This is a genomic window from Acidovorax sp. GW835-FHT14G06, from assembly GCF_058793595.1.
In genome coordinates this window covers 1-24,172 of record NZ_JBXAGA010000022.1, presented here as the reverse complement: position 1 = coordinate 24,172, position 24,172 = coordinate 1, and the positions used below count along the sequence as shown (strand labels likewise).

25 protein-coding genes and 1 pseudogene are annotated in these 24,172 nt (G+C 58.8%); 17 read left to right on the top strand and 9 right to left on the bottom strand.

Annotation, left to right across the window (positions count from 1 at the left end):
* Positions 1 to 5: 5 nt before the first annotated feature.
* On the bottom strand, positions 6 to 968 hold the full coding sequence (locus AC1Q64_RS24035; protein WP_288852232.1) for a tripartite tricarboxylate transporter substrate binding protein: 963 nt from the start codon (positions 966 to 968) through the stop codon (positions 6 to 8).
* 492 nt (positions 969 to 1,460) lie between these two features.
* On the bottom strand, positions 1,461 to 3,080 hold the full coding sequence (locus AC1Q64_RS24030; protein ID WP_079367227.1) for a 4-hydroxyphenylacetate 3-hydroxylase family protein: 1,620 nt from the start codon (positions 3,078 to 3,080) through the stop codon (positions 1,461 to 1,463).
* Between the two features lie 80 nt (positions 3,081 to 3,160).
* On the opposite strand from AC1Q64_RS24030, the gene AC1Q64_RS24025 reads away from it, so the two are divergent.
* A complete protein-coding gene (locus tag AC1Q64_RS24025) occupies positions 3,161 to 3,850 on the top strand; it encodes a TetR/AcrR family transcriptional regulator (RefSeq protein WP_060985374.1) in 690 nt (229 codons plus the stop codon).
* Positions 3,847 to 4,404: pseudogene (locus AC1Q64_RS24020) on the top strand (hydrolase). The gene AC1Q64_RS24025 and the pseudogene AC1Q64_RS24020 overlap by 4 nt, the downstream one beginning before the upstream one ends.
* Before the next feature lie 270 nt (positions 4,405 to 4,674).
* Here AC1Q64_RS24020 and AC1Q64_RS24015 read toward each other — a convergent pair.
* The 3 genes from AC1Q64_RS24015 to parA form a co-directional block, all read right to left on the bottom strand.
* Complete coding sequence (locus AC1Q64_RS24015) at positions 4,675 to 6,027, bottom strand: RepB family plasmid replication initiator protein (protein ID WP_492253018.1); 1,353 nt, start codon at positions 6,025 to 6,027, stop codon at positions 4,675 to 4,677.
* A 1,466-nt stretch (positions 6,028 to 7,493) separates the two neighbouring features.
* Positions 7,494 to 8,504 carry a ParB/RepB/Spo0J family partition protein gene (locus tag AC1Q64_RS24010; RefSeq protein ID WP_492253017.1) on the bottom strand — a complete coding sequence of 337 codons (1,011 nt, stop codon included), beginning with the start codon at positions 8,502 to 8,504 and terminating at the stop codon, positions 7,494 to 7,496.
* Positions 8,505 to 8,513: 9 nt separating this feature from the next.
* Positions 8,514 to 9,188 (bottom strand): ParA family partition ATPase, encoded by a 675-nt coding sequence (gene parA / locus AC1Q64_RS24005; protein ID WP_492253016.1) that lies wholly within the window; start codon positions 9,186 to 9,188, stop codon positions 8,514 to 8,516.
* 1,115 nt (positions 9,189 to 10,303) lie between these two features.
* Here parA and AC1Q64_RS24000 point away from each other — a divergent pair.
* From AC1Q64_RS24000 to AC1Q64_RS23955, 10 genes are all read left to right on the top strand, one after another.
* Positions 10,304 to 10,681 carry a hypothetical protein gene (locus AC1Q64_RS24000; RefSeq protein WP_492253015.1) on the top strand — a complete coding sequence of 126 codons (378 nt, stop codon included), beginning with the start codon at positions 10,304 to 10,306 and terminating at the stop codon, positions 10,679 to 10,681.
* Positions 10,678 to 11,355, top strand: coding sequence for a YkgJ family cysteine cluster protein (locus tag AC1Q64_RS23995; RefSeq protein WP_492253014.1), 678 nt, complete (start codon positions 10,678 to 10,680; stop codon positions 11,353 to 11,355). Before AC1Q64_RS24000 ends, AC1Q64_RS23995 begins: the two co-directional genes overlap by 4 nt.
* A 204-nt stretch (positions 11,356 to 11,559) precedes the next feature.
* Positions 11,560 to 11,766, top strand: a complete 207-nt coding sequence (locus tag AC1Q64_RS23990) for a hypothetical protein (RefSeq protein WP_492253013.1) — start codon at positions 11,560 to 11,562, stop codon at positions 11,764 to 11,766.
* A gap of 288 nt (positions 11,767 to 12,054) precedes the next feature.
* Positions 12,055 to 12,435 (top strand): helix-turn-helix domain-containing protein, encoded by a 381-nt coding sequence (locus AC1Q64_RS23985; RefSeq protein ID WP_492253012.1) that lies wholly within the window; start codon positions 12,055 to 12,057, stop codon positions 12,433 to 12,435.
* Between the two features lie 4 nt (positions 12,436 to 12,439).
* The gene (locus AC1Q64_RS23980) at positions 12,440 to 13,777 is read left to right on the top strand and encodes a type II toxin-antitoxin system HipA family toxin (protein ID WP_492253011.1); all 1,338 of its coding nucleotides are present in this window, start codon (positions 12,440 to 12,442) and stop codon (positions 13,775 to 13,777) included.
* A gap of 86 nt (positions 13,778 to 13,863) precedes the next feature.
* The gene (locus tag AC1Q64_RS23975; protein WP_492253010.1) at positions 13,864 to 14,391 is read left to right on the top strand and encodes a hypothetical protein; all 528 of its coding nucleotides are present in this window, start codon (positions 13,864 to 13,866) and stop codon (positions 14,389 to 14,391) included.
* 30 nt (positions 14,392 to 14,421) lie between these two features.
* Positions 14,422 to 14,754, top strand: a complete 333-nt coding sequence (locus tag AC1Q64_RS23970) for a DUF6283 family protein (RefSeq protein ID WP_492253009.1) — start codon at positions 14,422 to 14,424, stop codon at positions 14,752 to 14,754.
* 23 nt (positions 14,755 to 14,777) lie between these two features.
* A complete protein-coding gene (locus AC1Q64_RS23965) occupies positions 14,778 to 14,945 on the top strand; it encodes a hypothetical protein (protein WP_492253008.1) in 168 nt (55 codons plus the stop codon).
* A gap of 12 nt (positions 14,946 to 14,957) precedes the next feature.
* Complete coding sequence (locus tag AC1Q64_RS23960; RefSeq protein WP_492253007.1) at positions 14,958 to 15,215, top strand: hypothetical protein; 258 nt, start codon at positions 14,958 to 14,960, stop codon at positions 15,213 to 15,215.
* A 221-nt stretch (positions 15,216 to 15,436) separates the two neighbouring features.
* The gene (locus AC1Q64_RS23955) at positions 15,437 to 16,087 is read left to right on the top strand and encodes a hypothetical protein (protein ID WP_492253006.1); all 651 of its coding nucleotides are present in this window, start codon (positions 15,437 to 15,439) and stop codon (positions 16,085 to 16,087) included.
* A 260-nt stretch (positions 16,088 to 16,347) separates the two neighbouring features.
* Here the strand turns inward: AC1Q64_RS23955 and AC1Q64_RS23950 are convergent, their stop codons facing one another.
* Positions 16,348 to 17,247, bottom strand: coding sequence for a DUF72 domain-containing protein (locus tag AC1Q64_RS23950; protein ID WP_492253005.1), 900 nt, complete (start codon positions 17,245 to 17,247; stop codon positions 16,348 to 16,350).
* Between the two features lie 159 nt (positions 17,248 to 17,406).
* Complete coding sequence (locus tag AC1Q64_RS23945; RefSeq protein ID WP_492253004.1) at positions 17,407 to 18,339, bottom strand: hypothetical protein; 933 nt, start codon at positions 18,337 to 18,339, stop codon at positions 17,407 to 17,409.
* A gap of 223 nt (positions 18,340 to 18,562) precedes the next feature.
* On the opposite strand from AC1Q64_RS23945, the gene AC1Q64_RS23940 reads away from it, so the two are divergent.
* The 4 genes from AC1Q64_RS23940 (at position 18,563) to AC1Q64_RS23925 (ending at position 21,888) form a co-directional block, all read left to right on the top strand.
* A complete protein-coding gene (locus tag AC1Q64_RS23940; protein WP_492253003.1) occupies positions 18,563 to 18,880 on the top strand; it encodes a helix-turn-helix domain-containing protein in 318 nt (105 codons plus the stop codon).
* Positions 18,877 to 20,226, top strand: coding sequence for a HipA domain-containing protein (locus AC1Q64_RS23935; RefSeq protein WP_492253002.1), 1,350 nt, complete (start codon positions 18,877 to 18,879; stop codon positions 20,224 to 20,226). Before AC1Q64_RS23940 ends, AC1Q64_RS23935 begins: the two co-directional genes overlap by 4 nt.
* A 622-nt stretch (positions 20,227 to 20,848) precedes the next feature.
* The gene (locus AC1Q64_RS23930; protein WP_492253001.1) at positions 20,849 to 21,409 is read left to right on the top strand and encodes an Xre family toxin-antitoxin system antitoxin; all 561 of its coding nucleotides are present in this window, start codon (positions 20,849 to 20,851) and stop codon (positions 21,407 to 21,409) included.
* Positions 21,406 to 21,888 (top strand): RES family NAD+ phosphorylase, encoded by a 483-nt coding sequence (locus AC1Q64_RS23925; protein WP_492253000.1) that lies wholly within the window; start codon positions 21,406 to 21,408, stop codon positions 21,886 to 21,888. Before AC1Q64_RS23930 ends, AC1Q64_RS23925 begins: the two co-directional genes overlap by 4 nt.
* A gap of 86 nt (positions 21,889 to 21,974) precedes the next feature.
* Here the strand turns inward: AC1Q64_RS23925 and AC1Q64_RS23920 are convergent, their stop codons facing one another.
* Both AC1Q64_RS23920 and AC1Q64_RS23915 read right to left on the bottom strand, forming a co-directional pair.
* Entirely contained in the window at positions 21,975 to 22,262 is a 288-nt protein-coding gene (locus tag AC1Q64_RS23920; protein ID WP_492252999.1) for a hypothetical protein, read from the bottom strand.
* Positions 22,263 to 22,287: 25 nt separating this feature from the next.
* Complete coding sequence (locus AC1Q64_RS23915; RefSeq protein ID WP_492252998.1) at positions 22,288 to 23,124, bottom strand: hypothetical protein; 837 nt, start codon at positions 23,122 to 23,124, stop codon at positions 22,288 to 22,290.
* Positions 23,125 to 23,432: 308 nt separating this feature from the next.
* Here AC1Q64_RS23915 and AC1Q64_RS23910 point away from each other — a divergent pair, with 308 nt between their 5' ends.
* Positions 23,433 to 23,696: a hypothetical protein gene (locus tag AC1Q64_RS23910; protein WP_492252997.1), complete on the top strand. Its 264-nt coding sequence runs from the start codon at positions 23,433 to 23,435 to the stop codon at positions 23,694 to 23,696.
* Positions 23,697 to 24,172: the final 476 nt, after the last annotated feature.

Sequence of the window (24,172 nt, the reverse complement as noted above, 5' to 3'; positions counted from 1 at the left end):
TGCGATCAGTCGATGCTCGCGCCGGTCTCGCGCGCAAACCGCATGTATTGCGCCTCGGCCTGCTGAATCAACTCTTGCGTCTGAGCCGGCGACCGGGCACTTCCGACAATCAGCAAGCGGTCCATCGCCTGCTTGAACTCCGCGGTCTGCGCAGCCTCACGCACGGCCGCCGCCAGTCGATCAATGATCTCCGCCGGCATCCGCGGAGGACCGAGGACGAAGTGAGCCGTGATCAGCGGCGCAGCGGCTACACCGGACTCGGCCAAAGTCGGTATCGTCGCAAGCGCAGGAATGCGCTCTGCCGTGCTGCACCCCAGCATCACCAGCCGCCCCGCCTGCACATGCGGTAGGCTGGCGCCCACCGGCAATACAGCGGCCTGGATACGCCCTTCGAGCAGATCCGGCAGCATCTGGGGTGCCCCCTTGTAGGGCACGCGGTCGAGGATGAAGCCCAGTGCACGGGTGACCTCTGTGGCCACCATGTCCTCCGAGACGTTGTTGGAACCCCGCATCAGCGGTTTGGCGCTTGCCTTTGCATACCCGGCAAACTCTTGCAGCGTCTTGGCCGGAACGCTGGCGGGCACCACTAGACATTGCGTATTGCCACCAATCGCCGCAATGGGCGAAAACTCTGTGAGCGACTTGTAGGGCGACGCCTTGCTCAGGTGCGGCAGCCCTGCGTTGGACGCCAGCGCGAACAGCAGGGTATAGCCGTCGGGGGGCGCGGTCAGTACGGCACCGGCGCCGATGCCCGCATTGGCGCCCGGGCGGTTCTCCACGAAAACCTCCTGGCCCAGCCCGGCGCTCATTCCCTTGGCCATAGCGCGCGCCGCAGTATCGCTCGGTCCACCTGCGGGAGTCGGGACAATCAGCCGGATGGGCTTGCTGGGGTACGTTGGCTGCGCCCCCACCGAAGCCACCCAAAGCGCAAACGCGCTGACAACGAGGCATTTTGACAATCGGCTCATATTGGTCCTCCGTGCGGTGAATGGGCCCAGTATGGCTAGGTGGGGAATGCTCTGGGAAGTCATGCGCCAGAGTAGGCAGCCTGAACTATCGGTTCAGTGTGAGCGAAGGCGACAAGGACATCGAAGGTGCCGAGCACATCTGCGCAGGCACTGATAACGACTCGCCAGACGCTGCACTGTTCTCGTTGCCTCTCGGCCGAACATTCACGAATGCCCTAACTGCTGCGGCAATTGGGCGCCGCCAAGGACTGCTCAAGGTCGGGAGTTGCCTTTGGACGAGTCAATCGCGAGAGTCCGCAATCAGCCTGAAGCTGCCGAAGTGCGGTCAAGTCAGCTCCGCAGCGGTTGGAGCCGGTCGCGGATCTGATCCGGCTTCATGATGCCGGGCACCAAGCTGTCATCGGTTCACCAAGCAGCGCGGCCGCGACAATGACCGGTATCGAGGGAACTTCGGTCCTCCGGGGTAGTGGGCCGACCCGCCGGAGCCGTCATTCATTCCGCAACGCCGGCGCGCCGACTTTCGGGCAACGCCACCATCACCGGTTGGCCCGGCGTGGTGCAGCCGGTGTCGCAGCACTTCCCTGGCTGCCGGTTCTTCGTTATGCCTCGCTTTTCGTCATGCAGCACGCCGCGCTCCAGCAGACGCTCCACGAGTTCTACCTTCGACCCCACCGGGTAGTTGCGCCAGATCTCCTGCTTCATCGCCGCCGGTGAGCCACCGCCGTGCAGGCTGATCACCGAGTACCAGCCGCCCTGGTAGGAAGCGGTGAGGTCTTCGATGAAGCGCGCCGTCTGGATGCGCTTGTCGTAGGGGATGTCCGGCGTCGCCTGCAGCACCTCGGACAACTTCGCGGCCGTGGCCGGGTTGTGGTCCTCGTCCGGGCCGGGCAAAGCGACGATCAGACCGCCCGACACCTCGTGCGCGATGCGGTGCATGTCGTAGATCTTGGTCGCCAGCAGCAGCTTGCCAATGTTGCTGAACACCGGCTCGGGCATGAACGAGCCGCTGTGCGGGTCCTTCTCCGCGTAGACGCTGGCCGCCACGCCGCAGGCGAAGAAGCTTTCGGTGATGGTGATCAGCTCGACCATCGGGTCGCGCAGGTTGCTCTTCTTGCTCGGGTCCAGCCCGTTGGCCTCGCACATCAGCGCGCCCGCGCCGATCAGCAGGTCACCGAAGCCGGCCCGGGCGGCGATGCAGCTGTGCCGGTGGTGGGTGGCGTAGCTGTAGGTCAGCACATGGCTGTACGCCCATTCGCCGGCGAAAAACACACGGTCCCACGGCACGAACACGCTGTCGAAGATCACGACGGCGGTCGATTGGCCGTACTTGCGCGAGAACAGCGCCTCGCCATGCTCGACCTTCTCGCCCGGTCGGCCTGCCGGGCGGGACACGATGGTGATGCCCGGCTCGTCCACACGCACCGCGCAGCACACCGCAAAGTCAGCGTCCTCGCGGCCCATGTTGCGGCTGGGCATGACCAGGAACTCGTGCATGTACGGGCCGCCGGTGACGATGGCTTTGGTGCCACTGATGACGATGCCCTTGGCGCTGCGCTCCACGACATGAACGTAGGTGTCGGGGTTGGCCTGCTGGTGCGGCTTGCGGCTGCGGTCGCCCTTGGCGTCGGTCATTGCAATGCCGAGCGACAAGTCGTTGTCCTGCACATGGGCCAGGTAGGCCTCGAAGCGGCCGCGGTGTTCGGTGCTGCCCTTGGCATCGTCGATGCGGGCCGTGGCCTGGGCGATACCGTTCAGCGCGTCGTGCGCCAGGTAGCGCTGTGCGCAGCCGGTCTCCTGGCACAGCACCCGCACGGCTTCCAGCTTGTTCAGCAGGTCACCTGCCGACTCGTTGACGTGCAGCATGCGGCTGACGACCCGGTTGCGGCTGGTCTGGGTGGCCAGTGCGATCGGCTCCAACTCATCGCGCAGAGCGTAGTCGTAGGTGAATGCAAGGGCGTTGACGCCGGGGCGCAGCGACGGGTCATCGACCACGCTGGTCACCTCGCGACCATCGACAAAGACCTTCGGCTTGTAGCGGCGCAGCGACTCGCGGTAGGCGTCGCCGGACATCAGGTTGACTTTGGTGACGGCGTCGGAGGAAGCGGCAGGCATGGTTGTCTCCAGGCAGATTGAACATTTAGCATCTCAATTAAACACTGTTCAATGCAAATGGTCAACGTTTACAATGGCCCATGGTTACATCGACGACGACCTCCCGCCGCCCGGCTGCCAAGCGGGCTGCGGCCCAGCCGCGCGAGGTGCTCAAGCAGGCGCTGGCCGACGTTCGGCGCCGCGCGGTGCTGGACGCGGCACGCTCGGCGTTCTTCGACCTGGGCATGGAGAAGACCAGCATGCGCGAGATCGCTCAGCGTGCCGGCTACACCGTGGGCGCGATCTACAGCTACTTCGCCAGCAAGGAAGAGGTGTACGGTGCCCTGCTGTCGGAATCGCTGGAGCGGCTAAATGCGCAGGTGCAGGCCGCCCTCGACGGCCGCACCGGCGCCGCCGAGCATGTGCGACTTGCGGCAACAGCGTTCTTCGACTTCTACCGCGAGAACCCGCGTGACCTGGACCTTGGCTTCTACCTGTTCCAGGGCATGAATCCTCGTGGGTTGACGCCCGAGCTGAACGAAAAGCTGAACGCGCGTCTTCGTGACGCGTTGCAGCCGGTCCAGGATGCCCTGCAGGCACTGGGGCAGCCCCCGAAGCGCGCCCTGGAAGAAGTGACGGCGCTTTTTGCGCACTCGGTTGGCCTGCTCGTGCTCAGCCACACGGGGCGGATCCGCATGTTCAAGCAGGCGTCGCAGGATCTCTTCGACACCTACCTTCGGCAACTGCTGGGCCGCGCGTCGGGTCGCGGAGAACGTCCAGGGGAGGCATGAACATGGACGCCGTGAAAGCGAGGGACTGTGCGCTGGTACTCGTGGACTACCAGTCCCGACTGATGCCAGCCATCCACGACGCGGCTGCAGTGGTTGCCAACGGCGTCCTGTTGGCACGAGCGGCCCGCGTCCTGGACATCCCTGTCCTCGGCACCGAACAGAACCCCACGGGCCTAGGTCCGAACGTCGTGAAGATCCGGGCCGAGTGCCAGGCCACGCTGGCCAAGACGCATTTCGATGCTTGTGCCGATGGACTGATCGAAGCATTGCATGACGCGAAGCCGACGGGCGATCAGGTCGTCGTCGCCGGATGCGAGGCCCATGTCTGCATGATGCAGACGGCGCTGGGCTTGCTGCGTGCGGGCTAGCGCGTCTGGGTGGTTGCGAATGCCAGCGGTTCGCGACGGCAGGCAGATCACGCAGCGGCCATGACCCGGCTGTCGCAAGCGGGTGCCACGGTCGTGACCCACGAAATGGTGCTGTTCGAGTGGCTTGGCAATTGCCAGCACCCGAAGTTCCGGGAGGTCCTGCAACTCATCAAGGCCGCTGGCTGATTGAGCCGCACGACCGGTAGCAGGCGCGACGCGACACCATCAGCGACTGGCCGCTTGTGGCCGAATTCTGCCGTAGAAGAGCGCCTGGACACGGCGGCTGGTTGCCCTGTCATCGGTGCTGGCGGAGTGGTCAGATCAAAATGGACTCAGTGTTCAGGTGCGCTTGGAATACACACGTGGCCTCTCATTCAATTGTCTCGCGATCGGATTTAGCTGTATCGTCGGCCGCGGAATTGCGCGCCGCCGGCAAGGAGGAAGTGCTAGCGCTGGCTAACCGGACGCAGCCCCGTATTCCTCGATAAATTGAGCCAGCGCTTGAGCAGTAGGCTCTCCCCAAAGCTGTTTGGCGTACCAAGGCGCAAAGATGCCACGAACCGCCGCGCTATCAAGCCCTTTGTCCAGCTTCAAAGTCTTGTTGGTGTTCTGTGACTTGAAAGCCTCGAAAAGCGCCTTGCGTTCGCCATCGTCAAGCTCCTTGTAGACGCCAAGAGCCTCAACCGCCCTGGCTGCAAGAAACCGCTCCATTACATTGCGACCGCTCGATTTGCTCGACGACGAGGCCGTCTTGGGTGACGCCAGTGCAGGCACGGGTGTGGGGTTGCGCACCAAGTCCTGGAGCGTCCAGCGAAAGTAGCCTGCGGGAGTCTCTAGTGGGGTCATCCCTTTCGACTCAGCGCGTGCCTCCACCCGAGAAATCGCTGTGCGCAGAAGGTCGTCACTGTGCTGCGCGACCAAGTCACTGGCGTCCGCCTGGCTGAAACCGAACTTCATTACCCTGGTCATCAGTTCCGTGTCGATGATGGGCGGCGCCGGGAATTCAAGCTGGGCCTGCTTCGTCTGCTCGACTTTGAACTGCAACTTCTCAACGCGCCGGCCGTTCTTGTGCTCAATCAATTCGATGCTGATGTCAGTGAGCGCGTTTATTTCAGCGATGGCGGGCCTCAGAGTGTCCCGTTTGAAGTACTTGTAGACGGGTGGTGTCGACTCAGAGATAGGATTGCCGGTGATCACACCGTACCAATGCTCATAAGTCTGGATGAAAGTTACTTTGGATGGATTGGTCGCATAACGACGGCAGATCTCGTACAGAGCAAGGGCAGACCCTGACTTGAGCGAGCTTTGGTACACGATCGAAAGCCGTGTGTAAGTGCTAGGCGCCATCACCTGCTCGTGCACCTCAGGAGGAAAAGCGAATCCAAACCACACTTGGCCAGCGTGCTTGTTCAGCCCAGCGGGATTGACCAAGGTAACGGAAGAGACCAATCGCTCGCTCGTCCACTGCCGCTCGTTCTCCATGAGCAGCTTGATGTTCTGCATTTCCTCCAGCTGCTTCTTCAGGTACTGCACGTCCTTGCTGTCGTAGGCCGCGTCCCTGGCTAGGTCAGAAAGCGGGATCCAGAAGTACTTCTTGGCCGCAGCTGTGTTGATCGGTGCATTGAGCCCAGGGACCTTCATCTCCTGGGCGTGGTACATCATCACGTTGAACACTTTGCGAGAGAGAAGTGAGAGGTTGCCTTCTACGACCCGCAAGCCGATGGCCTCATTGGTCTTGCGAAACTCCCTCACATCGCTGGCGTCGATCGTGATGACCTCCCCAGGTTTCGCCTTGCTCTTCCTCGCCATCGGCATCGACCTTTCCTAACCAGTGCTTGGTGCCCGCTGCCAGCGACCGGCTTTATCGGTGAAATTTTGGGAAGATTCTCTCACCTTTCGATAGGCGCGTCGAGAATTCACCTTTGTATCGGCTTGTGGCAGTTTCACCTTTTCGTAGGTGATGAGGCCAGCCGATGATTGAACGGCGCTGGGCTGCAGACCTTTTACTCGACCAGCGCGATGATCGGGTGGCAGCGATCTTGCCAAGAAGAGTTTCTGAGATCCAGGCTAGCTCAAAAAAACTCCCGCCTCGCCCACACCCCGTAGAAGCTCACCTTTAAGCGCTTTGCCCCTGAATCCACTCACCTATGGTCCCTGGAAATCCTCACCATAGATGTTGGCGGTCCCCGGGGGGCCTCACCTCTCTCCCTGTAAAGACTCCCCGGAGTCCCCGGATCCACTCACCTCATCCGCTGGCAAGCCTCGCCAAGTCTAGGTTTCGCCGTGTTTAAATTGTATTTAAGGTTTCTAAGGATGTTTAATACAAAGAATTCTCAACAGTGCGCACACTCAGCAAGTGAACGCAAGGAGAGAACATCCCGCTAATCAAGGGGCACAAAGGCGGCGGCCATACTTTATTGGTCATACACACATCATCCAACCTCACTCCCTGTAAAACCTCACCATACGACGGCCTACCGATATTGCTTCGGAGCCGTTCGTCAGTCGCAAGAGGTATCTGCTGGGCTTCACCACGCCCACTGCCTCCCGTAAAGGCTCACCTATCGCTAGTTTGTTCACCAGGCAGAGCGGCAAACTCTTGTTTGGGCCTGATACGTATAAGTCCCTGATGAAGCTCACCTTTCAGACCAACGCTATAGAGTGAGACTGTCAAAAGGAGTGAGCACATACTTTCGGAATGGAACTCACCTGGGTAGTCCCTTTTTGGTCCCTGTTGAGGCTCACCTTTGACCTCTTTATACGTCCCCTAGCGCGATTAATTTGGTGAGACCCAGCGCATTTGCCCCTTTCATCGCATGCTTATTGCCTAATGCAGGTTGCAAAGGCACGCCACTACAGCCCGAAGACTAGCTTGGTCTTGGAGGCTCCCCGTAGAAGCTCACCTTTATGCACGTTGGGCGATTCGAACGCTCTCCCCTACTCCCTCGCGCTGAAGGTTGAGATTAGTCCCTGAAAAGGCTCACCTTTGGTCATTTGGGAATACATCGGTCATCTTTAGCATTGCATTCCGGCAGCAGCGACGAGCGTGTGGGCCGATTGTTGAGACAGTGGTGGATCTGCTCTCCCTGTAGAGCCTCACCTTTGGTAAATAGAAGAGGCCGATGCGGGCGATCAAAGGCCTCGGGTTGAGGCTGTAGAACGATTGCCTCATGATCGCGCCTTGGCGGAGCCGCCAATCCGTTCCATGGGGGCGTTGTCCTACTGAGGAGTGTCGTACGCTCCCTGTGGAAGCTCACCTTTGACCGATTTTTCGATTAGTCAGCCAAGCCGAATCGCGTTCTTAGTTCGGCAACGAGTGCGGCCCTCTCCTTTGGATCGGCAAGCACTACCTCCAGAGATACTTTTCCTGAGTCCCATTCTTTAAGGCACCCGATCTGCTGGCCCGTGCGCTGAATTTTGTATTGGCGCGATGTCTCTTTGGGCTTGCGCTTATCGCCAGTATCGAGCTTTGCGCGTATCGCACCGACTTCCCGAGATGACAGGTCCTCTTCGATGATGCGATTTACCAGTGCAAGCACTTCTGCCTCGCTCACCTTCTTGGCGGCAAGCGTGATCTCGTAGCCAACGAATACGCCGAACTTCTCTGGCCGTTCGCGCATTCGGTCGAGCACAACGGCTGGAAGGTTAAGCAGTGCAATAGTCTTGTTTACGGTCGACAACGAAACGCCTAAGAGCTCTGCGATTTGCAACTCGGTTTGCACTAATCCCTTATCGATCAGCTTTCTCCACGCGAATGCATTGTCCAAAGGACTTTGTGCGCTACGCTCCTCATTGAGTAGCCAACTTACGCGATAGAGTTCAAGATCACCCTCGTGTGGGCGAATAACTAGGTCGATGCTGTGTTGACCAGCTGCAGCCAGTGCCTTCTTCCGGTAGTGGCCGTCAATCAGTAGATAGTCACCTGGAATCGTCGGATGCGCAATTGCCGACGCCGGAACGAGTTGACCACGAGTCGCAATAGATGCTGCCAACTCCTTGACAATATCAGGATCATAGATATGGCGGGCATTCAGCGGGTTCTCGTGCACTCTATCAAGAGGGGCGGGCACAAGGCGCTGCTGTGTTGGGATGGAGCTTTCAGCGCTGAAAGTCCGGCCGGCCGGCGCCTCATTGAAGGCGACCGGGGTCGGGGGCGCTACACCACCAAGGCCAGCTGGACGCTCGGAAAGCACAGCATCCGCCGCAGCAAACCGCGCATTTACATCCCGCTTTTCTGCCGAGAGGGACGCTCGCATAGCGGCTTTGCGGTCGACTTTGGAAATCATCTTCTGTCCTTATTTTTTGCGCGAATGAAGATTCAAAAGGTGCAGAACTTCCTCTGCCATTAACTCCACCTCTTCCACTGCAACTGTGGAGCGGGGCACTTGATGAACGGTTGATCCCAGAATCTGAGCTTCTCTGAAGGCCGCGCGCGAACCTAAAGAGGCTTTCAAAAGAGGAAAATCTTTATCTTCGTCCAATAATTCCAACAGTTCTTTTGCTAGCGAAGTCGAGCGCTGAACCATGTTGGCAACGACCCGTGCGACGAGCTCTTCGTTGTTGGCCTGCGCTGCCTCGGCCAATTTTTTAGCAGACTCTGCCGCCCAGATATCCGCCGGGCTTGGGACCAACGGAATGAGTGCCAAGTCAGAGATCAACATGGCCGATGTGGGGGCTGCAGAGTTCATCGCCGGAGGGCAATCTACAAAAATCACATCGAATTTGTCGATGTGATTTTTTACCTCTCTGTGCATCTTTCCCTCCATGGGAGCCAGACTAATCACAGAAGCTGGAAATGGACGCTCTTCAGGGGCTGCACTTGCCCAGCGGCTCGCAGTCCCTTGTGGATCCATATCAACAACAAGTGACGAATATCCACGGAGTCCGAATGATCCGGCGAGGCTCATCGCAATGGTTGTCTTGCCACACCCTCCCTTTTGGTTAAACACGGTGACCACTTTTGCTGTCATTGCCTACTCCTGATAGGTTGGCAGACTTTCAGCGCTGAAAGTCTCTGTCGATTCGTTGCAGGTGGAATTGTATTTCAAACCAAGAAAGACTGTCTTCTATTTTTTACTGAGAGAATTTTGAAAGGAAAATTTATTTCAACCTGTATGCTTCCTGTTGCACGGTCCAATGGTAAGAGCGGCGAACAAAATCTCGAGGAGGAAATTTTTTAAAAGCGGAGTCACTTTTGGTGATTGCGAGATTCGGTATTGCGGACGTCGCTTTTGCTTCGTGCTGAGATTGTGTATGTGGGGCAACTTTCAGCGCTGAAAGTTGGTGTTGACATCGTTGCTGTATTTGTAGGGCGTGTGGAATGGCTCCTGGTTGTCGGATTCATTATGTGATGAGGCATGAATTTATACAGATATATATTTCATATAGATTATCGCAAAATTGTCTGAAATAGACTTGCGGTGGACTTTCAGCGCTGAAAGTCCGATCTTTGTGTTGTGGCTATGTTTGGTGCAAGACTGGCATTGGGGCTGTGTGCGGATGAAGTAGAGTGGAAGCAGTAACGAAGGATCGAGGGAAGAGTGCCATCGCGGTAAGGCCCCGGCGCTTGAGACATTGACCATCATCTGTAGCTCAGATGGCCGCGGGTATTGACCTGGTTGCGAGATGAGATCGCATCGGCATGAGGAAATTGAGGCCGTCACTGCGCGTCCTGCTCCAAGTTGGCCGTGGTTGATCGTCAGAGCGGTTCGACTTCTTCTTTGATAAAACTGGCTCAGCGCACATCAATTCCTGACAATACCCAAATGAGCAAATACATCCATGTCCACACGAAAAAGATTAGAAATCGTGGGCAAGGAGTCGAAGAGTGAAGCCGGGCGAAGCGCGCAGGTTTCGCCAGCGCTGTACAACGTGGGGCGTCCCACGCGGAGCGTGTCGGCCGCCGCATGCGCACTTCTCTGCCGCGTACAAAGCGCCATCACTCATGCTTTCTCCACAGTCTCGGGATGCCTTCGCTGGCTTACACTGCCAACATCGGCCCTCCTGGCACAAGAAGGGCTTCGCGAACCCACTGTGCCAGCGTTCCACGCTTGGGATGGCCATGTGCCCTAATCGATCGTCAATCATGGTTGACGCGGGCTTCGACGAACAAATCGCTTGCAGCTTGGCAGATGATCGCGGCTACACCTACCTGCTAGTCATAGAGGCTCTCGGGCTGTGCCCCACCATGTTCTGGAACTATCTCAAGCGCGAGAGCTTGCCTCGCATGGTGGGTCTAGCGTGTCAGGGTGTCACTCTCGGACAGTGCGTGCGCAACATCTCCGTCTGGCACGAGCGCCACAAGCACACGCTGGCTTCCGGTGCCGCAGCTCTGGGTATCAGCCGCGCCAGCTACTCCAAGTACCTGCACATGAGCCCCGAACTGGTCCCCCGTACCGTCATGTTGGCCTGTGCCGCGCTGGATGAAGGCCTCGAACCCATTGGAGCAGGGGCAAAGCTATGACGGCAGACAGTGACTTCCTGGTGCCCGGTGGGCAGGTTCAAGCCCCAACCCCCGAGGTCATGGGGCGCATCGAGCGCAGATGGGAAGGCCTGCGCGAACGCGTGGAGACCAAGCTGCAGACGCTCAAAGGTGTGGATCGCAGGCAGGAATCCCGGCTCCTCGACCAAGCGGCCAAGGCCGGCACTGTGGCCAAGCGGGTGACATGGCTGCGCAAGGCGGCTGATAGCGTCACTGGCAGTGCTGCGCCGTTGGCGGCATGCCGCAAGGGTTGCTCACATTGCTGCCATATCGCAGTGATGATCTCCAGAGCCGAGGCGCTGGTCATCGCCAAGGAAACCGGTGCGCCGATGAACCCGTTGGCAGGGAAGTACACGATGGCGAACGTTGATGAGGACAGCGAAAGCTACAAGGCGGCGACGCAGGAAGCTTTTGGCAAGCCCTGTACCTTTCTGAGGGGTGGTGGGTGCGGCATCTACTCAAGCCGTCCTCTCCAGTGCAGGCTTCTCCTGAACATGGACGAGGACGCATTGCTGTGCCAGCTCGTGGAGGGAGGCACCATCAATGTCCCTTACCTGAACACTCAGGAACACCACGTCGATTCGGTTGTCATCCTTGGGGCTCACCAGGACTACGACGACATCAGAAACTGGTTCCCGAAGAATGCGCAACCGTGAGCCAGGCCGTGCCGCGCAGTCATCTCGTGCTGCTCTATTCATGGGCGGCGAGCAACTTCCATGTTCTGGTACCGAAACGGCGCGGCACTGGCTACCTGTCCGTTCCCTACGGGCATCACCCAATTCCTGGTCTTGACGCCATTGCGGATCGCGCGGGCGTCGATGTGACGGGGCTCGATGGGGCGCTTTCCCGCCCTGCAATGGGTGACCAAGGCTCTCCGTGCCATTGCCTTCCCTGCGCTGGCCTTCATGAGTCAGTGGCGTGCCAGCTCTCAGCAGCGCGCAGCCGGTGGCCTTGAGCACCAGTTGCTAATACGCGGACTGGACGTTTCGGGTCAGAGCGAGGCTGATCTGCTCAAGCATGTCGCAATGCGCACGTTCCGCAGCGTTGGTTTGAACATCAAGGAGTGAGCCCCGTGCTCAGCCAGAAAGGTTCTCCAGGCAGGGCAGGGGGTCGCCGTCATTATGAAGCGGTGCAATCTGAATGGGCTGTGATGAAGCCGCAGCCCATCAATGCGGCGAGCCCCACGCAAGGGAGTCGTTGCGGCCCATGGATGGGGTCTACATTTGCCATGCAACGCATTTTGTGCATAGTTAACTATCGATCAAAGCCAAGGCGATAGTTTTCTATTCTTTACACTGGTCGGTATTCTGAGATATAAAACTATTGTTTTAACATAAAACGATAGTAAAATATTTATGAAGACCCTCGGTGAGTTCGCTCAGGCCCTGTCGCAGGGGCAAAAGGCACAGAAGGTGTCTGCGAAGGATTTGGCTGAGCGCACAGGCCTGTCCCCGCTAGCGGTGCGCCAGATCCTTGCCGGTAAATCAGCGCCGCGCCTGACCAATGCGATGGCGCTTGCGGCCGAACTGGGCCTTGAGCTGGTGCTGGTGCCCCAGTCGGTCGCGCAATCGTTGTCAGCGCAGCCGCCCGCTGAACGCACAGTTCAAACGAATGTGGAGCGCTGGATCTCCAGCAGTGCAGTCCTCTCCGATTCCGACACTCTTTCCCCTGTGAATGCGCAGCGCTTTTATGGCGGTGGTGTGGCCACGATGTTGAACCCCAACAAGAAGAAGTGAGCCCATGCAATATCGTGCCCTGAATGTCTACCTTGGCCCCAAAATGCGCCCCGTGGGGCTCCTGTACCAATACGGTACCGGCGCCAATGCGATCACGCGCCTGGTGCCAGACCCCAAATTTTGGAACGATGACGCTGCACCTGTGTTCTCGCTGGGCGCCTTGGTGGCCCCCGAGGAACGCGCTGTTTTCCTTGCGGAGTACCACCGCCAGCCCTTCTTCAATGGGGTGGGGGACAAGCTGCCATCCTTCTTCCTGAATCTGCTGCCCGAGGGGCCGTTGCGGCGCCATCTAGAGGAGATTGGCAAGCTCGACAAGGACGATGATTTCGGGCTGCTGAGCCTGTGCGGGACGGATCTGCCGGGGGCGGTCTATGTCGATCAAGCACCGCTCAATGCGCACGCCGTGGCCAAGGTGGTGACCCAGTTCCAAGACGCACTGGAGCCCACGGTAACGCCGATACCTTTGCCAGAGGCCACCTCCCTATCCGGGGTCCAGCCCAAGCTGTCGCTGGTGCAAGCAGGAGGGCGCTATGTGGCGCGCACGAAGGATGTCCAAGGGGTGCATATCATTGCCAAGCTGCCCACGGTGGAGTACGCGCTGCTGCCCCAGGTGGAGGAGCTGTCGATGCGGTTGGCTGCAGTGGCAGGGGTGAACGTGTGCGATGTGTGGCTGGCCCCGCTGGAGAACATTGATGCCGACCAGCCATTTGTGCTGGGTGAAGGGCGGCAGTTCCTGGCTGTGCGCAGGTTCGACCGCACGAGTACCAAGCACATTCACTGCGAGGATTTCGCGCAGATCCTCGGTGTTCCCCCTGGAGAAAAGTACACCCACCCGCTGGCCAGCTACGCCACTATCTTGAACGTGCTGCTGCACACACCAGGACTGGGGATTGAGGCGGCATTGGAGATGGTTCGCCGCATCACGGTCAACGACATGCTGGGCAATTTCGACGGGCACATCAAGAATTACGGACTGATCTACCGTGATGGGCGAACACCCGAGCTGTCACCCGCGTATGACGTGGTGGCCTATTCGGCATTGACGCGCGGCCACGGCCACGCGCTCAAATTCGCCCCGGACGCCGAGAAAAAGCCGCGCGTGAGCCCCCAGGTGATCCGCCAGTTGTGCAACGCTGTCCCCGGCCTGTCAGAGCCTAAGGTGAATGCAGTGATTCGGGAGACTGCCCGGTTGGCTCTTGATGCTTGGCCACGGTTGATCGAAGAGTCATCGCTGCTGGACAAGCAAAAGTGCAACTTGATAGCGCACTTTGAGGCGACCCCCGTGATCGCCTCGCTTCGAAAGCGGGTGGATGCACAGCGCTCGCACACGCCAACCCAATGAGGGGCACGCAGTGCATTTGGCGACCGCTCTGAGACGCAGCTGATGGGTGGTCAAATGAGGATCTCAACTGTGGAGGGGCGCTTCGAATGAACAAACTGTCTTTGCCTGCGGTGTTGGCCGCGATGTGTCTTTCGGCATGCAGTGGTGGGGCGAATAGCGAGAAGCTGATGGGGAGCTGGACTTGCGACGGTCCAAGCCGTCCAAACATGGAGTTCAAGGCAGGGGGGCAGTTTCTCAAAGATACCCTCGGCGATCCCAACGCTCCACTGGCAAGCGGGCGGGCGTCTACAGAGATCAGTGGGACATACAAGATCGACGGCAGCAGCGTGACCATGACGCCGACCCAGTTTCGTTTGGCCGTTGAGCCCCAAGACCTGGCGATATTTCTACAGGCGTCACACGGCGGTCAAGGCCGTTTGAGTCACATCCGTGGCACTACTTTTGAACTCGCTCCAGGAAAAGACCTGACAGTGATGAGCTTTAGGTTCGAGGGTAACTCCGCGACCTTCCAGCTCACGAAAGTGATCGACGCTCAGGGCAATGAGGTCAAGCCCCCAAATGGCACTTGGAAGCCCTTCGAGTGCGTAAAGTCGTCCTCGGGTTCCAAGCCTTGATGCTGGGCGAATACTCACGAGCCTCTGGTCATGCCCATCACGAAGCGACCTTGTTCAAACTGCCCTTTTCGCTGTGACGGCGAGGGCATACCGCTGGAGCCAGGACGGATCGAGGGAATCGTTTCGGGCCTTCTGCGAGACGACCAGCAGACGTTCGTGTGCCACAAGACGTTGGACACCAGTCAGCGCATGACGTGCGCCGGGGCTCTCGGCGTGATGTCCAAGCTAGGCCGACTGCCAGTGATCGCGCGGCTTGGGCTTGTCTACGGCGTCATCACTACCGCCGACATCGATGCGAGTGCTGCCATGGTGATTGATCCGACCACGCTGGATCTGACCCAGGCGGATCTTGAAACGGAATAGGGGGCTCTATGGTTTTCGAGAACATGCGAAAAGAACTGAGCGAACTGGTGGGCCTGGTTCGTGTGAGCGAGCGCTATTGCACATCGGTGGCCGTGCGTCCCGATCTGGCCACCGATGAATCGCACGCGACCGAGGTGAAGCGCGAACAGCGCATCGCTGAGTTGTCCGCCAAGTTCGGCATCATGTCCTGAGGGGATGAAGAAATGCAGGCTCACACTATGTTCCAACCGCTGTGTCGTGACGACACCATCCACGGCGAAAGCTACTACCTCGCATCCGAGGTCGATGCTGTCCTGGGTGCTGGCGCAATCGCGCCTGCAGACCCCATGAAGGCAGCATTCGAGGCCAAGTACCACCGGGACTGGGAAGACCCTGCAGGCGATGAAATGAAGGCCATCTGGGCAGATGCATGGGCTGCGGCCAAGGCCGTTCAGCAACCCCAATCATTGGCAGGGCGCTGAGGGTGGACTGGCTCAAGAGAATTGCCCTCTGGTTTTCTCCGCGCGAGAGGTTCATCGCCCATGCGTGCGCCAGTCAAGACAGCGGTGCTCTTCAGCATTCTCACTTCGCAGGACTTGGACGCCTTCGTTGCGTCCATCACCTCTGCCGATCCTGCCCATCCCCTTACCGCCGCGTGACGCTGGCAGTCCATCCGTCGAACACACCCCAACAACGTGCCCCTATGAACGCCCTGCAGCCCCTTGTTTACCCCGTGATCCATCACCTGGATGCACCCACCACTTTTTCCGAAATCCAAGTCGCACGAACATGCGGCGCGGACGGTGTATTCCTGATCTCGCATGACGGCGCGGACCTTGAACTGGTGGACGTTGCCCGGACCGCCATCCGGGAGAACGCGGGGTTCCCGATAGGGCTGAATCTGCTCTCCATAGGGTGCGTCCAAGCCGCGATGATGGCGCTGGAGGCAGGGTCGGACATGCTCTGGGCCGACGATATGGGGGTGGACTCGCAGGGGCTCACGGCTGCAGGCCAGGAAATGGCCACCATTGCCCGTGACCATCCCCGCCTGCATCTCTTCGCCAGTGTGGCCTTCAAGTACCGCCCGCACGAACCCAATCCGGTCGGAGCAGCTGCTCACGCTCGTGCCGCAGGTTTCATCCCCACCACCAGCGGAGACGCCACCGGCCTTGCACCAGACCCGCAGAAGATCTTTGCAATGGGGGAGGGCGGGGCTCTGGCCATCGCCAGCGGCATGACCCCAGAGAACGTGGCGACCTACGCGCCGGCACTGACGCACATCCTGGTGGCGACTGGTGTATCTCACACGGAGCATCACATCGACCCTGCAAAGTTGGCAGCGCTGATCGGATAGGCATCGGCGATGGATGCGCACTGTTCGACTACGGCCTGGGTATAGGCAAGGAGCTGGGGGCTCATTGTCTGCCCGACTGCAAGGAGGCCCGTGGCGCGCGCCATCTCTTCGAGATCTTCAACCCCCACGGCGTCAGTCCTGTGTATCCAATCTTTCACGGGTGTCTCCTTGTCTCGACGGTAATTCGCATTGTGCTTTGAGGGACCTTTGGCGGCTACCAGTACCTGGTAGGTCAACCCGCCGCTCTTCGGTCCAGTGGCTCATCGCTCACTGAGTAGACGCATCAGAGTCAGCGCATTGCGTTGGCCCTGATCTTCATGGTTCACGTTGAACACCACATGCATCACATCAACTTTCTTTGCGATGCTGTGGATCTGGGGCACTAGAGCGCGCAATTCGTCGTCGGAGTAGTCGTAGTTGAAGCGATCTGACGCAGCCTCGCTTTTGATGTTCCAGGTCTCTTCGTTGCGCCCGTGGAGGCGAAGCACCGCCAATCTGGTGCTGGTGACATCCCAAACCGGTTCGACGCTGTTGAAGGTGTGCGTAGGGCTGTCCACGATGACATTGGCAACGCCCATCTCGCGTTCGAATTCCAGGGTCGCACATCGGTGCTGCCCCTCGAACCAGGTCTTGTTGCGAAACTCGACCGCGAGCAGCTGGTCCCCCATGCGATCCACGCACTCCCGGACGTGGGCCTGGCCATCGCGGTTGTTGATCACCCATGGCGCGAACTGGAAGTGGACCGCCGCAAGCTTTCCTGCACCTGCCAGGGGCTCCAATGACTGTTTGAATCGGCGCCACAGCTCATCGAGCACCGGTATAGGCAAATCCTTGTAGTAGAGGTTCTTCTTGCCTGCCAGCGCCTCAGGTAGAGCCGCGCGTATGTCCGAGTGCAGCACCTTTGGCTGGGTGGCATGGCCGGTGAACAGGCGAAAGGACTTCACATTGAAAACGAAGTCTGCGGGCGTGCGTTCGGCCCAGAGCTGGGCCGTGGAAGCGCTGGGCATCGCGTAGTAGGAGGAATCGACCTCCACCATGGGGAAGAGGCTTGCGTAGTGTCGCAATCGCGCCTCAGGCGACTTCGCTTCTGGGGGGTAGAACTTGCCAGAGTCGATCAGCGATTTATCTGTCCATGAAGCGGTGCCGACGAGGATTTTCACGGGGGCTCCTTTTGAAGGTGTTGGCTATGTGCGCTGTCCAAACCTCATGTCTGTAATTGCGCCCGCCTCTTTCCCTGACGTATTTCCTCATCGTAGGCGACTGCTTGCCGCGACCGGTGTAGGAGTTGAACGCAGCCTACTCAGCCAGGGTGCCCCATTTCATGCCCCTGAGAACATCACTCTTGAGGCAGCAAGCTCGGAAAGGAGATCGCTCCGCGTGCATGCCTTCGTTGCAGGGTCAATGAAAAACACCAGCGAATTGGGTTCCTCGGCCTCTCTGCATGGATTAGCAGTAATGAAGCTGGCGTGGAAGACCCCGAACAGTACAACGTGGCTGACCATCATCCCGGCGAGCGGTACACAGGCCAGGGTGTGGCCCCCGTGGTGAGGGTTGGCGAACTGGATTGGGTGCCTTGGCGGGTCCAGGAAGAGCCCCCCAATCCCGATTTCAATGAGGGTGTCGCGCGTCAGACCTACGGTGTTGATCGCGCGCCGATACTGCTCCCCACTCTGCGAGGTGATGGCCGTGTCTCCCAGCGTGGCCACCGTCATCAGGTAGGCCGTGCGACACATGAACCGCAGCAAGAGGTTCAGATCCATTTCCAAGCTGATTTTCATGGCACTGTCTATCGGTTGGGGCTCCGAGGCCTGGACTTTCAAGCCTCGCTTCTCCATGCCCTTGAGCACCTTGTCTGCAAGCTCTTTCGCGTCGGGCCCGAAGCCTTTGACGCCTGTCACCAAGCCGCTGGTGGGGTCCTTCTCGACAGGGTAGGGAAGGGAGAACTCAGCGCTACCCGGCGCCAACCTCACTCGGGCAGTATCGCCAGTGGGCAGCGCGCCAGTAAGCACCACATGGTCTTTATCTGAGCGGGATACAACCCCAGCGGAAACGGCCAATAGCTGCAGCATTTCAGAGCGAAGCATGGGCACGTCCAACTCGATGTTTAGCCTCTGGTTCTCTGATGCGTCAGCGTCGATCTTGAAGGATTCGGGTGTGCCCAGTGCGCTTGCCAAGATGTGTTCGCCGTTGACCGATTTGCACTCGCTCAAGGGTATGGCCAAGTATGGGCAGAGGGTATGGGTGGATTCCATGCGCGAGATCATAGGCAGTACGGACGCTTGCCGATGAATCGCAACGCTCGCTTCGAAGACAAGCTTTATCGATGTGTTGAAGGTCAGAATCGAATCGTGCGCTTAGTTTTAAGCCTCAAACCCACTGGTGAGGGTCAAAAACGAATAGATCGTTGCGATTGACTACCTTCCCGGTCCATAATGGCTTAAACCTAAGCGATCATTGCGATTCAGGAGCGTGTCTATGCAGATACAGGTAACGTCAGTCGAGAGCGTTGGAGTGGCCATCCGGGCTATGCGCAAAGTCAACAGTATCCGCCAGGAGGATGTGCCTGGGGTAAGCCATATGTTCCTGCGCGACCTGGAAAAGGGCAAAGACACCATCCAGTTCGGGCGCGTGCTCAAGGTACTCGATGAGCTTGGTATCCGGGTGCTTTTGGAGGTGCCGGATTCGCAGACATCCGCTGTGACGAGGGCCTTAGAGCACTTTTTGCCCAAGACAAACTTGGTTCTCCTTTCGACCACTGAGAACAAACTGATCCTCAAAAAGGTGCGTGAATGACCACCCGCACGCTCCAAGTCCTCATCAACGGCGCCCTGGTGGGCACGCTGCGTGATGCAGACAACATCTGGGCGTTCCAGTATGCCGGCCCCTGGTTGAAAAGCCCCGGCGCATTCCCTCTGGCCCCGTCTCTTCCGCTATCCACCGACTGGCAGGTGGACGGCTCATCCTCGCGGCCCGTGCAATGGTTCTTTGACAACCTGCTGCCCGAGGAGTTGATGCGCCAGGTGCTGGCCAAAGAGGTTGGAGTGGAATCTGCAGATGCCTTCGGCATGCTGGAGCGCATGGGCATGGAGTCGGCTGGGGCCCTGGTGCTGCAGGCCGAGGGCGCACCGCAGCCTGAAAAAGGCATGCAGCCGCTCACCTGGGGCGACCTGTCCCAGCGCATCCGCAATCTCCCCAGGGCGTCACTGAACAAGGACGCGCCCAAGCGCATGTCACTGGCCGGGGCCCAGCACAAGATGGTGGTTCTCTTTGACCCGCAGAGCCAGGAATTGAGCGAGCCCCTGAAAGGCACGCCATCCACCCACATCCTCAAGCCGAATTCGACGGCCGAGGGCTACCCGCACTCTGTGATCAACGAGACGTTCACCATGCTGCTGGCTGCGCGGTTGGGGCTCACGGTGCCCGATGTCTGGCATTTGTACCTCCCGGAGCCAGCGTTCATCATCGAGCGTTTCGACCGAACGCCTGGGCCTATCGAACCCGCCCGCGTGCATGCCCTCGACGGCATCCAACTGCTCAATGAGCCTGCATTCAACAAGTACACGAGCGCGACCCTCCCCAAGCTCAAGGACCTGATCGACCAGTGCCGCAACAAGGTGGTAGCGCGCTTGGAGGTGTACCGCTGGATCATCTTCAACACGATGGTGGGCAACTCAGACTCGCACCTGAAGAACATCTCGTTCTTGGTGGATCAGGACGGCAAACGAGTGGCCCCCTTCTACGACCTCCTGTGCACGGCGGTGTATCACACGCAGGTCTACAGCGACGGGGATGCAGTCTGGCCCAACGAAAAGCTCGCATCTCCCGTTGCTGGAGCGACCGTCTTCGCGGAGGTGACCTTCGAAAAGCTCCTTGAAACCGGTATGGAGCTGGGGCTCAACAAGGTCACAGCCGCGCGTGAGATCGCCAAGATTGTGGGCAAGCTGGATAAGGCCGCAGAAGACATCGCCAACAAGCTGGAAGCAACTATGCGCGACCCTGCAGGGCCCAACGGTATGCCCACCCGCGAGACTATTGGCGCACAAAGCCATCTCCTGCGTTCCATCCGCCTGATCGTGATTGGGGACATGCTCAGACGCGTCCGCTTGCCAGTCCCGGCTGCGCAGGGGCCCCAAGCGTAGCGACAAGCGAGCCCTGCAGAGGTAGCCTGTCAATGGGCTCAATGTTGAATTGGACGCGCCGCAAATGTGGAAATGGACGGATTCCGTTCCTTCATCGAAATTGACAAAGCAACTGCCGTAATGCTTTGAATTGGCTATTGCATTGCAATTAAATGCAATTCAACGCAAACAAGTCATCTGACTCCGACAGCCTGCACGAGACTCCCTCAGCATTGTGAGGCGCCCCGAAGGCACCCCATCAACTGAAATCCGCAGGCCTTGAGGAGCAGCGTGATCGATGAGCTTGCGAGGAGCACCCATTCTTTTGCTGGAAGAGATTGCGGCTGGACAAGCACCTCGTGGGATGCAGCAAGCCCCTCCAAGGCAATCGCAGAGCTTCAGCGGGAACATCGGCGCCTGGTGGTTGCGGTCCAGCTGCCAGAAACACTTCAGCCGCCTGCAGGATTCAAGCGCTGGTATGTTGTTCACCCTAGCCCTGAGGGGGAGGGCGACTGAACGTCTGAGTGGCCTGTACTAATACCTGGATCAGGGTAGCCTTGCCGAATGTACCCACAAAGGGTCAGTGAACCATTTCCCCTATCGATGACCAAATGAGACACAATGTGTCATCAAAGGAGCAGGAATGACCAAAATACTCATGACGGAGGCCAAGACTCAAAGGGGTAAATTGGTGCGTCGGGCGGGGAGTGCAGCTAAGCGCAAAGCCAAATTCCGCAACAAAGTAGGCAATGCCGCAGTAGTGATCAAAGCGGGTAAAGACTTTTTCGTGCAAGCTTTTTACGCAGATCCTATGCAGGTTGCAACCACAGTGAAAGTGGGCGTACCCGCTGAGCAGATGCAGTACATCACGAACAAGATGGGGTGGTCCCAAGACAGTGCAATCGCCGCACTTGGACTCAGCCGCGCCACCATTGGGCGAAGGTTGGCCAACAAAGCGACCCTTTCCACAGAAGAATCCTCTCGTGTGTATGGCCTGCGGCGCCTTATTGGCCAGGTCGAGGCGATGGTTCGGGAGTCCGGCAATCCCGAAGGCTTTGATGCCGCAGCTTGGGTGGGCAATTGGTTGGAACGTCCTCAGCCGTCTTTGGGTGGCAAGACGCCCTCAAGCTTCATGGACACGGCAGAGGGCCAGCAATTGGTTATGCAGGTTTTGGCGCAGGCTCAGTCTGGGGCTTACGCATGAAGTCGGTCTCCCTTTGGAGAATTGCCACCGATACCGCCGACTATGAGGCGCACGACTTGACAGGTAAAGGCGCTGAGATCACTGGGGGGCGCTGGAATCGCAAGGGCGTCCCTGTTGTTTACACATCCACAAGCATTGCGCTGGCCGCTTTGGAGACCATCGTTCACCTGGACACTGGAGAGCTACCCCTCAACCGTTATTTGGTAGAGGTGACGGTGCCCATGGCTGTGTGGGACTCTCGCAAGATAGACATGGCCAGCACCGTGCCTGTGGGTTGGGATGCGCGCCCTGCGAGCATGACTTCGCACAACGTGGGCGATGCTTGGCTCAAGGGGCTGTCTACTGCGCTCTATCAAGTGCCATCGGTCGTGGTTGGCGAGGAGTACAACGTCCTGATCAACCCGAAGCACTCGGACGCCAGCAAGATCACCGCCCGCAAAATCAGGCCGTGGCACTACGATCCACGCTTGCGCGCCTGAACCGCGAGGGGAGTCGGTTCCCTGACAGTTTTCGGAAACCGATGGTCACATTGCTCGCTTCTCAGGAAAGCGAAACAAAAGGCCCGTCATTCGAGCGGTATCTTGCTCATCCTCTGCGCCACCCTGAGAGCCCACTTGGAACCGTAGTCCGCCGACCCTATTGCGAGGCGCTCAGCCGTAGCGACCTCCTCTAGGGTAGGTTTTTGAAGACCATGTTCCGCCGCATAGCTGCATGCAGCCCGGTGCACGGCTTCCAGCTCAAGCCTGATCCATTCCCCCACATCGCGGTTCTTGCGGTGCAAGGCTTCTTCCTGGAAGGCGTCGTAGAGCACGCTGGCCGGGGCTTGGCGAGGGCGTAAAAAATCGTGTTCCATTTTCATCCTCGGATACGTGGGGGGCTCAGATCGCCTTCACTGATCCCTCTGTGGGGCTCACTAGGAAGTCCCCCTTGAATCCGAGCAGACGCAGCAGGTATTCGCGGATGAGGTCGTTCGCAGCATCGTATTGGGCCTTCTGCTGCTGAAGCGTCAGGGTTGCTACGCCCGTGTGCAGCACCTCGTTGCGAAGGTCTACCAGCGGTTGGAGGCTTGGGGTCATACCCTCAGCACCGAACATGCGGTTCATTATGTCTTGAAAGCCGAGACGGGAATTCGTCACTGGGTCCACGAACTTCCCGCCTTTGAACGCGAACTGCAACTGGGTCCCGTAAGTTTGCTTTATGTTCTCCAGCAACACAGACAGGAAGACCAGCCTGCATTCCATTGGAAGGCCTGGGCGCGCGGCCTGCAGCATGTAGTCGATCACCACCTTGAGGCTTCGCGCATTCTCCAGGGCCTTGAACTGGGGGTATGCCTGGTCCACAAACTTTCGAATCGCCGCGCCGTCCGCTGGCTCGATCACGGGATCAGCGTTCTGTCCTGACCGATGCACGCCGTTGCGAACTTTATGGGGGGATCCGTCTGGATAGTCGTGGCCGTAGCAGGCCACCTGCGACTGGGTTGCGAACGCCAAGAGCCAGAAGATGCGTTCAATCGCCTCGAGGGTTGATTCTTTCTGCGCTTCCGGTATGTCCTCGACAAGAATTTCAGCCAACTGATCGGGCTTCATCTTCATCACGAACTTCTGGCCGTCGCATGTGAAGATCAACGTGTCGCGGCTGGCCTTTCCATCCACCTCATCGCTGAAAGACTCCCCTTGAACCTGGGTGTTCATGACAAATGCGCGGAGGTTGGACATACGGGTTGTCTTCAGTGGAGAGGCAGTGATTTTGCCCCGACCTTGCGAGCCGTTTGCAAGGGGCGACCACCTGGGGATCGACCTCAGTCTCGATGGGCTTCAGGTTTGCGTTTAAGCACTCAAGCCGTCGCATAGGCTGAGTTTTTTGGCGCCAAGACGCATCTGTGTGGTTTGCGTTTAAGCACTCGTACGTGCAACCGGAACGCGACTCACGACGCGCCGGTGGTGTCCACCCAGAGCCATCGAGTAGCATGACCGCGATAGCCAGCATGACTGGTATTACCTGACTAGACTGACAGCGCCCCAACATGCCGACTCCCCGCATCGACCTGACGGTCGTCAACGATTCCAGCGATGACCTGGTGGTGCCACGTAGCGCGCTGGTGCAGGTGGATCTGATTGCCACGGTGGTCGATGTGGCAAGCGCCAATTACGCGGCGGGCGCGAAGACGAAGCTGACCCTCTTTGAAACGTGCTCGGGGCCCGGAGTGCGTCAAGCGGCGCGCACGCTTCTGGTGATGGAGAGCTACAAGGCGGTTTGCATGCTCATCAATCACGCGGCAGACAGCTAAGCGAAGGGGGAGCGCTCTGGGAGCGGAGGAGGGGGTTCGGGCATATGCCGGGGCCCCAGGATGCTTATCCCGACTTACGGCGCAGCGTGTGCGTTGTCATGTTATCCAAGCAAACCACATGGGCCACACCCCAGTTCAGACGGGCGGATTTGGCTGGGTCGCTCATGGACCATTACGCAGGACTGTGGAGAGAGAACGCGATTATTTGGATTACATGACCCGGCCGAAGCCGGAGTCAGGCTGCGTGCGCTCTGCCACTTACAACCGACCCGTGGTTGTTGCTAACAGAGAGTGGATTTTGCAAACAGAATGTGGATCTGTTGATAACAGAGAGTGGACTTTGCGAACATAGACTGGACTGTTGATTTCCACGCAGAAGTGACCCACTAACCCCCAGGAGGGGGTGCGGATAAAAAGTTGGACTGGTTTTATGCCGCAAGTCCAAGGCTCACCCGGTACTCGATGGGGCTGAGGGA

Excerpts from the sequence above, each read along its gene's own strand:
- AC1Q64_RS23955 (WP_492253006.1), top strand. The coding sequence starts at position 15,437 with ATGAACGCCCTGCAGCCCCTTGTTTACCCCGTGATCCATCACCTGGAT.
- AC1Q64_RS24015 (WP_492253018.1), bottom strand. The coding sequence starts at position 6,027 with ATGGCGAGGAAGAGCAAGGCGAAACCTGGGGAGGTCATCACGATCGAC.
- AC1Q64_RS23920 (WP_492252999.1), bottom strand. The coding sequence starts at position 22,262 with ATGGAACACGATTTTTTACGCCCTCGCCAAGCCCCGGCCAGCGTGCTC.
- AC1Q64_RS23940 (WP_492253003.1), top strand. The coding sequence starts at position 18,563 with ATGCAGATACAGGTAACGTCAGTCGAGAGCGTTGGAGTGGCCATCCGG.
- AC1Q64_RS23935 (WP_492253002.1), top strand. The coding sequence starts at position 18,877 with ATGACCACCCGCACGCTCCAAGTCCTCATCAACGGCGCCCTGGTGGGC.
- AC1Q64_RS23960 (WP_492253007.1), top strand. The coding sequence starts at position 14,958 with ATGCAGGCTCACACTATGTTCCAACCGCTGTGTCGTGACGACACCATC.
- AC1Q64_RS23925 (WP_492253000.1), top strand. The coding sequence starts at position 21,406 with ATGAAGTCGGTCTCCCTTTGGAGAATTGCCACCGATACCGCCGACTAT.
- AC1Q64_RS24035 (WP_288852232.1), bottom strand. The coding sequence starts at position 968 with ATGAGCCGATTGTCAAAATGCCTCGTTGTCAGCGCGTTTGCGCTTTGG.
- AC1Q64_RS24030 (WP_079367227.1), bottom strand. The coding sequence starts at position 3,080 with ATGCCTGCCGCTTCCTCCGACGCCGTCACCAAAGTCAACCTGATGTCC.
- AC1Q64_RS23995 (WP_492253014.1), top strand. The coding sequence starts at position 10,678 with ATGACGGCAGACAGTGACTTCCTGGTGCCCGGTGGGCAGGTTCAAGCC.
- AC1Q64_RS23915 (WP_492252998.1), bottom strand. The coding sequence starts at position 23,124 with ATGTCCAACCTCCGCGCATTTGTCATGAACACCCAGGTTCAAGGGGAG.
- AC1Q64_RS23910 (WP_492252997.1), top strand. The coding sequence starts at position 23,433 with ATGCCGACTCCCCGCATCGACCTGACGGTCGTCAACGATTCCAGCGAT.
- AC1Q64_RS23970 (WP_492253009.1), top strand. The coding sequence starts at position 14,422 with ATGCCCATCACGAAGCGACCTTGTTCAAACTGCCCTTTTCGCTGTGAC.
- AC1Q64_RS24000 (WP_492253015.1), top strand. The coding sequence starts at position 10,304 with ATGGTTGACGCGGGCTTCGACGAACAAATCGCTTGCAGCTTGGCAGAT.
- AC1Q64_RS24025 (WP_060985374.1), top strand. The coding sequence starts at position 3,161 with ATGGTTACATCGACGACGACCTCCCGCCGCCCGGCTGCCAAGCGGGCT.
- AC1Q64_RS24010 (WP_492253017.1), bottom strand. The coding sequence starts at position 8,504 with ATGATTTCCAAAGTCGACCGCAAAGCCGCTATGCGAGCGTCCCTCTCG.
- AC1Q64_RS23965 (WP_492253008.1), top strand. The coding sequence starts at position 14,778 with ATGCGAAAAGAACTGAGCGAACTGGTGGGCCTGGTTCGTGTGAGCGAG.
- AC1Q64_RS23985 (WP_492253012.1), top strand. The coding sequence starts at position 12,055 with ATGAAGACCCTCGGTGAGTTCGCTCAGGCCCTGTCGCAGGGGCAAAAG.
- AC1Q64_RS23930 (WP_492253001.1), top strand. The coding sequence starts at position 20,849 with ATGACCAAAATACTCATGACGGAGGCCAAGACTCAAAGGGGTAAATTG.
- AC1Q64_RS23975 (WP_492253010.1), top strand. The coding sequence starts at position 13,864 with ATGAACAAACTGTCTTTGCCTGCGGTGTTGGCCGCGATGTGTCTTTCG.
- AC1Q64_RS23980 (WP_492253011.1), top strand. The coding sequence starts at position 12,440 with ATGCAATATCGTGCCCTGAATGTCTACCTTGGCCCCAAAATGCGCCCC.
- AC1Q64_RS23945 (WP_492253004.1), bottom strand. The coding sequence starts at position 18,339 with ATGGAATCCACCCATACCCTCTGCCCATACTTGGCCATACCCTTGAGC.
- parA (WP_492253016.1), bottom strand. The coding sequence starts at position 9,188 with ATGACAGCAAAAGTGGTCACCGTGTTTAACCAAAAGGGAGGGTGTGGC.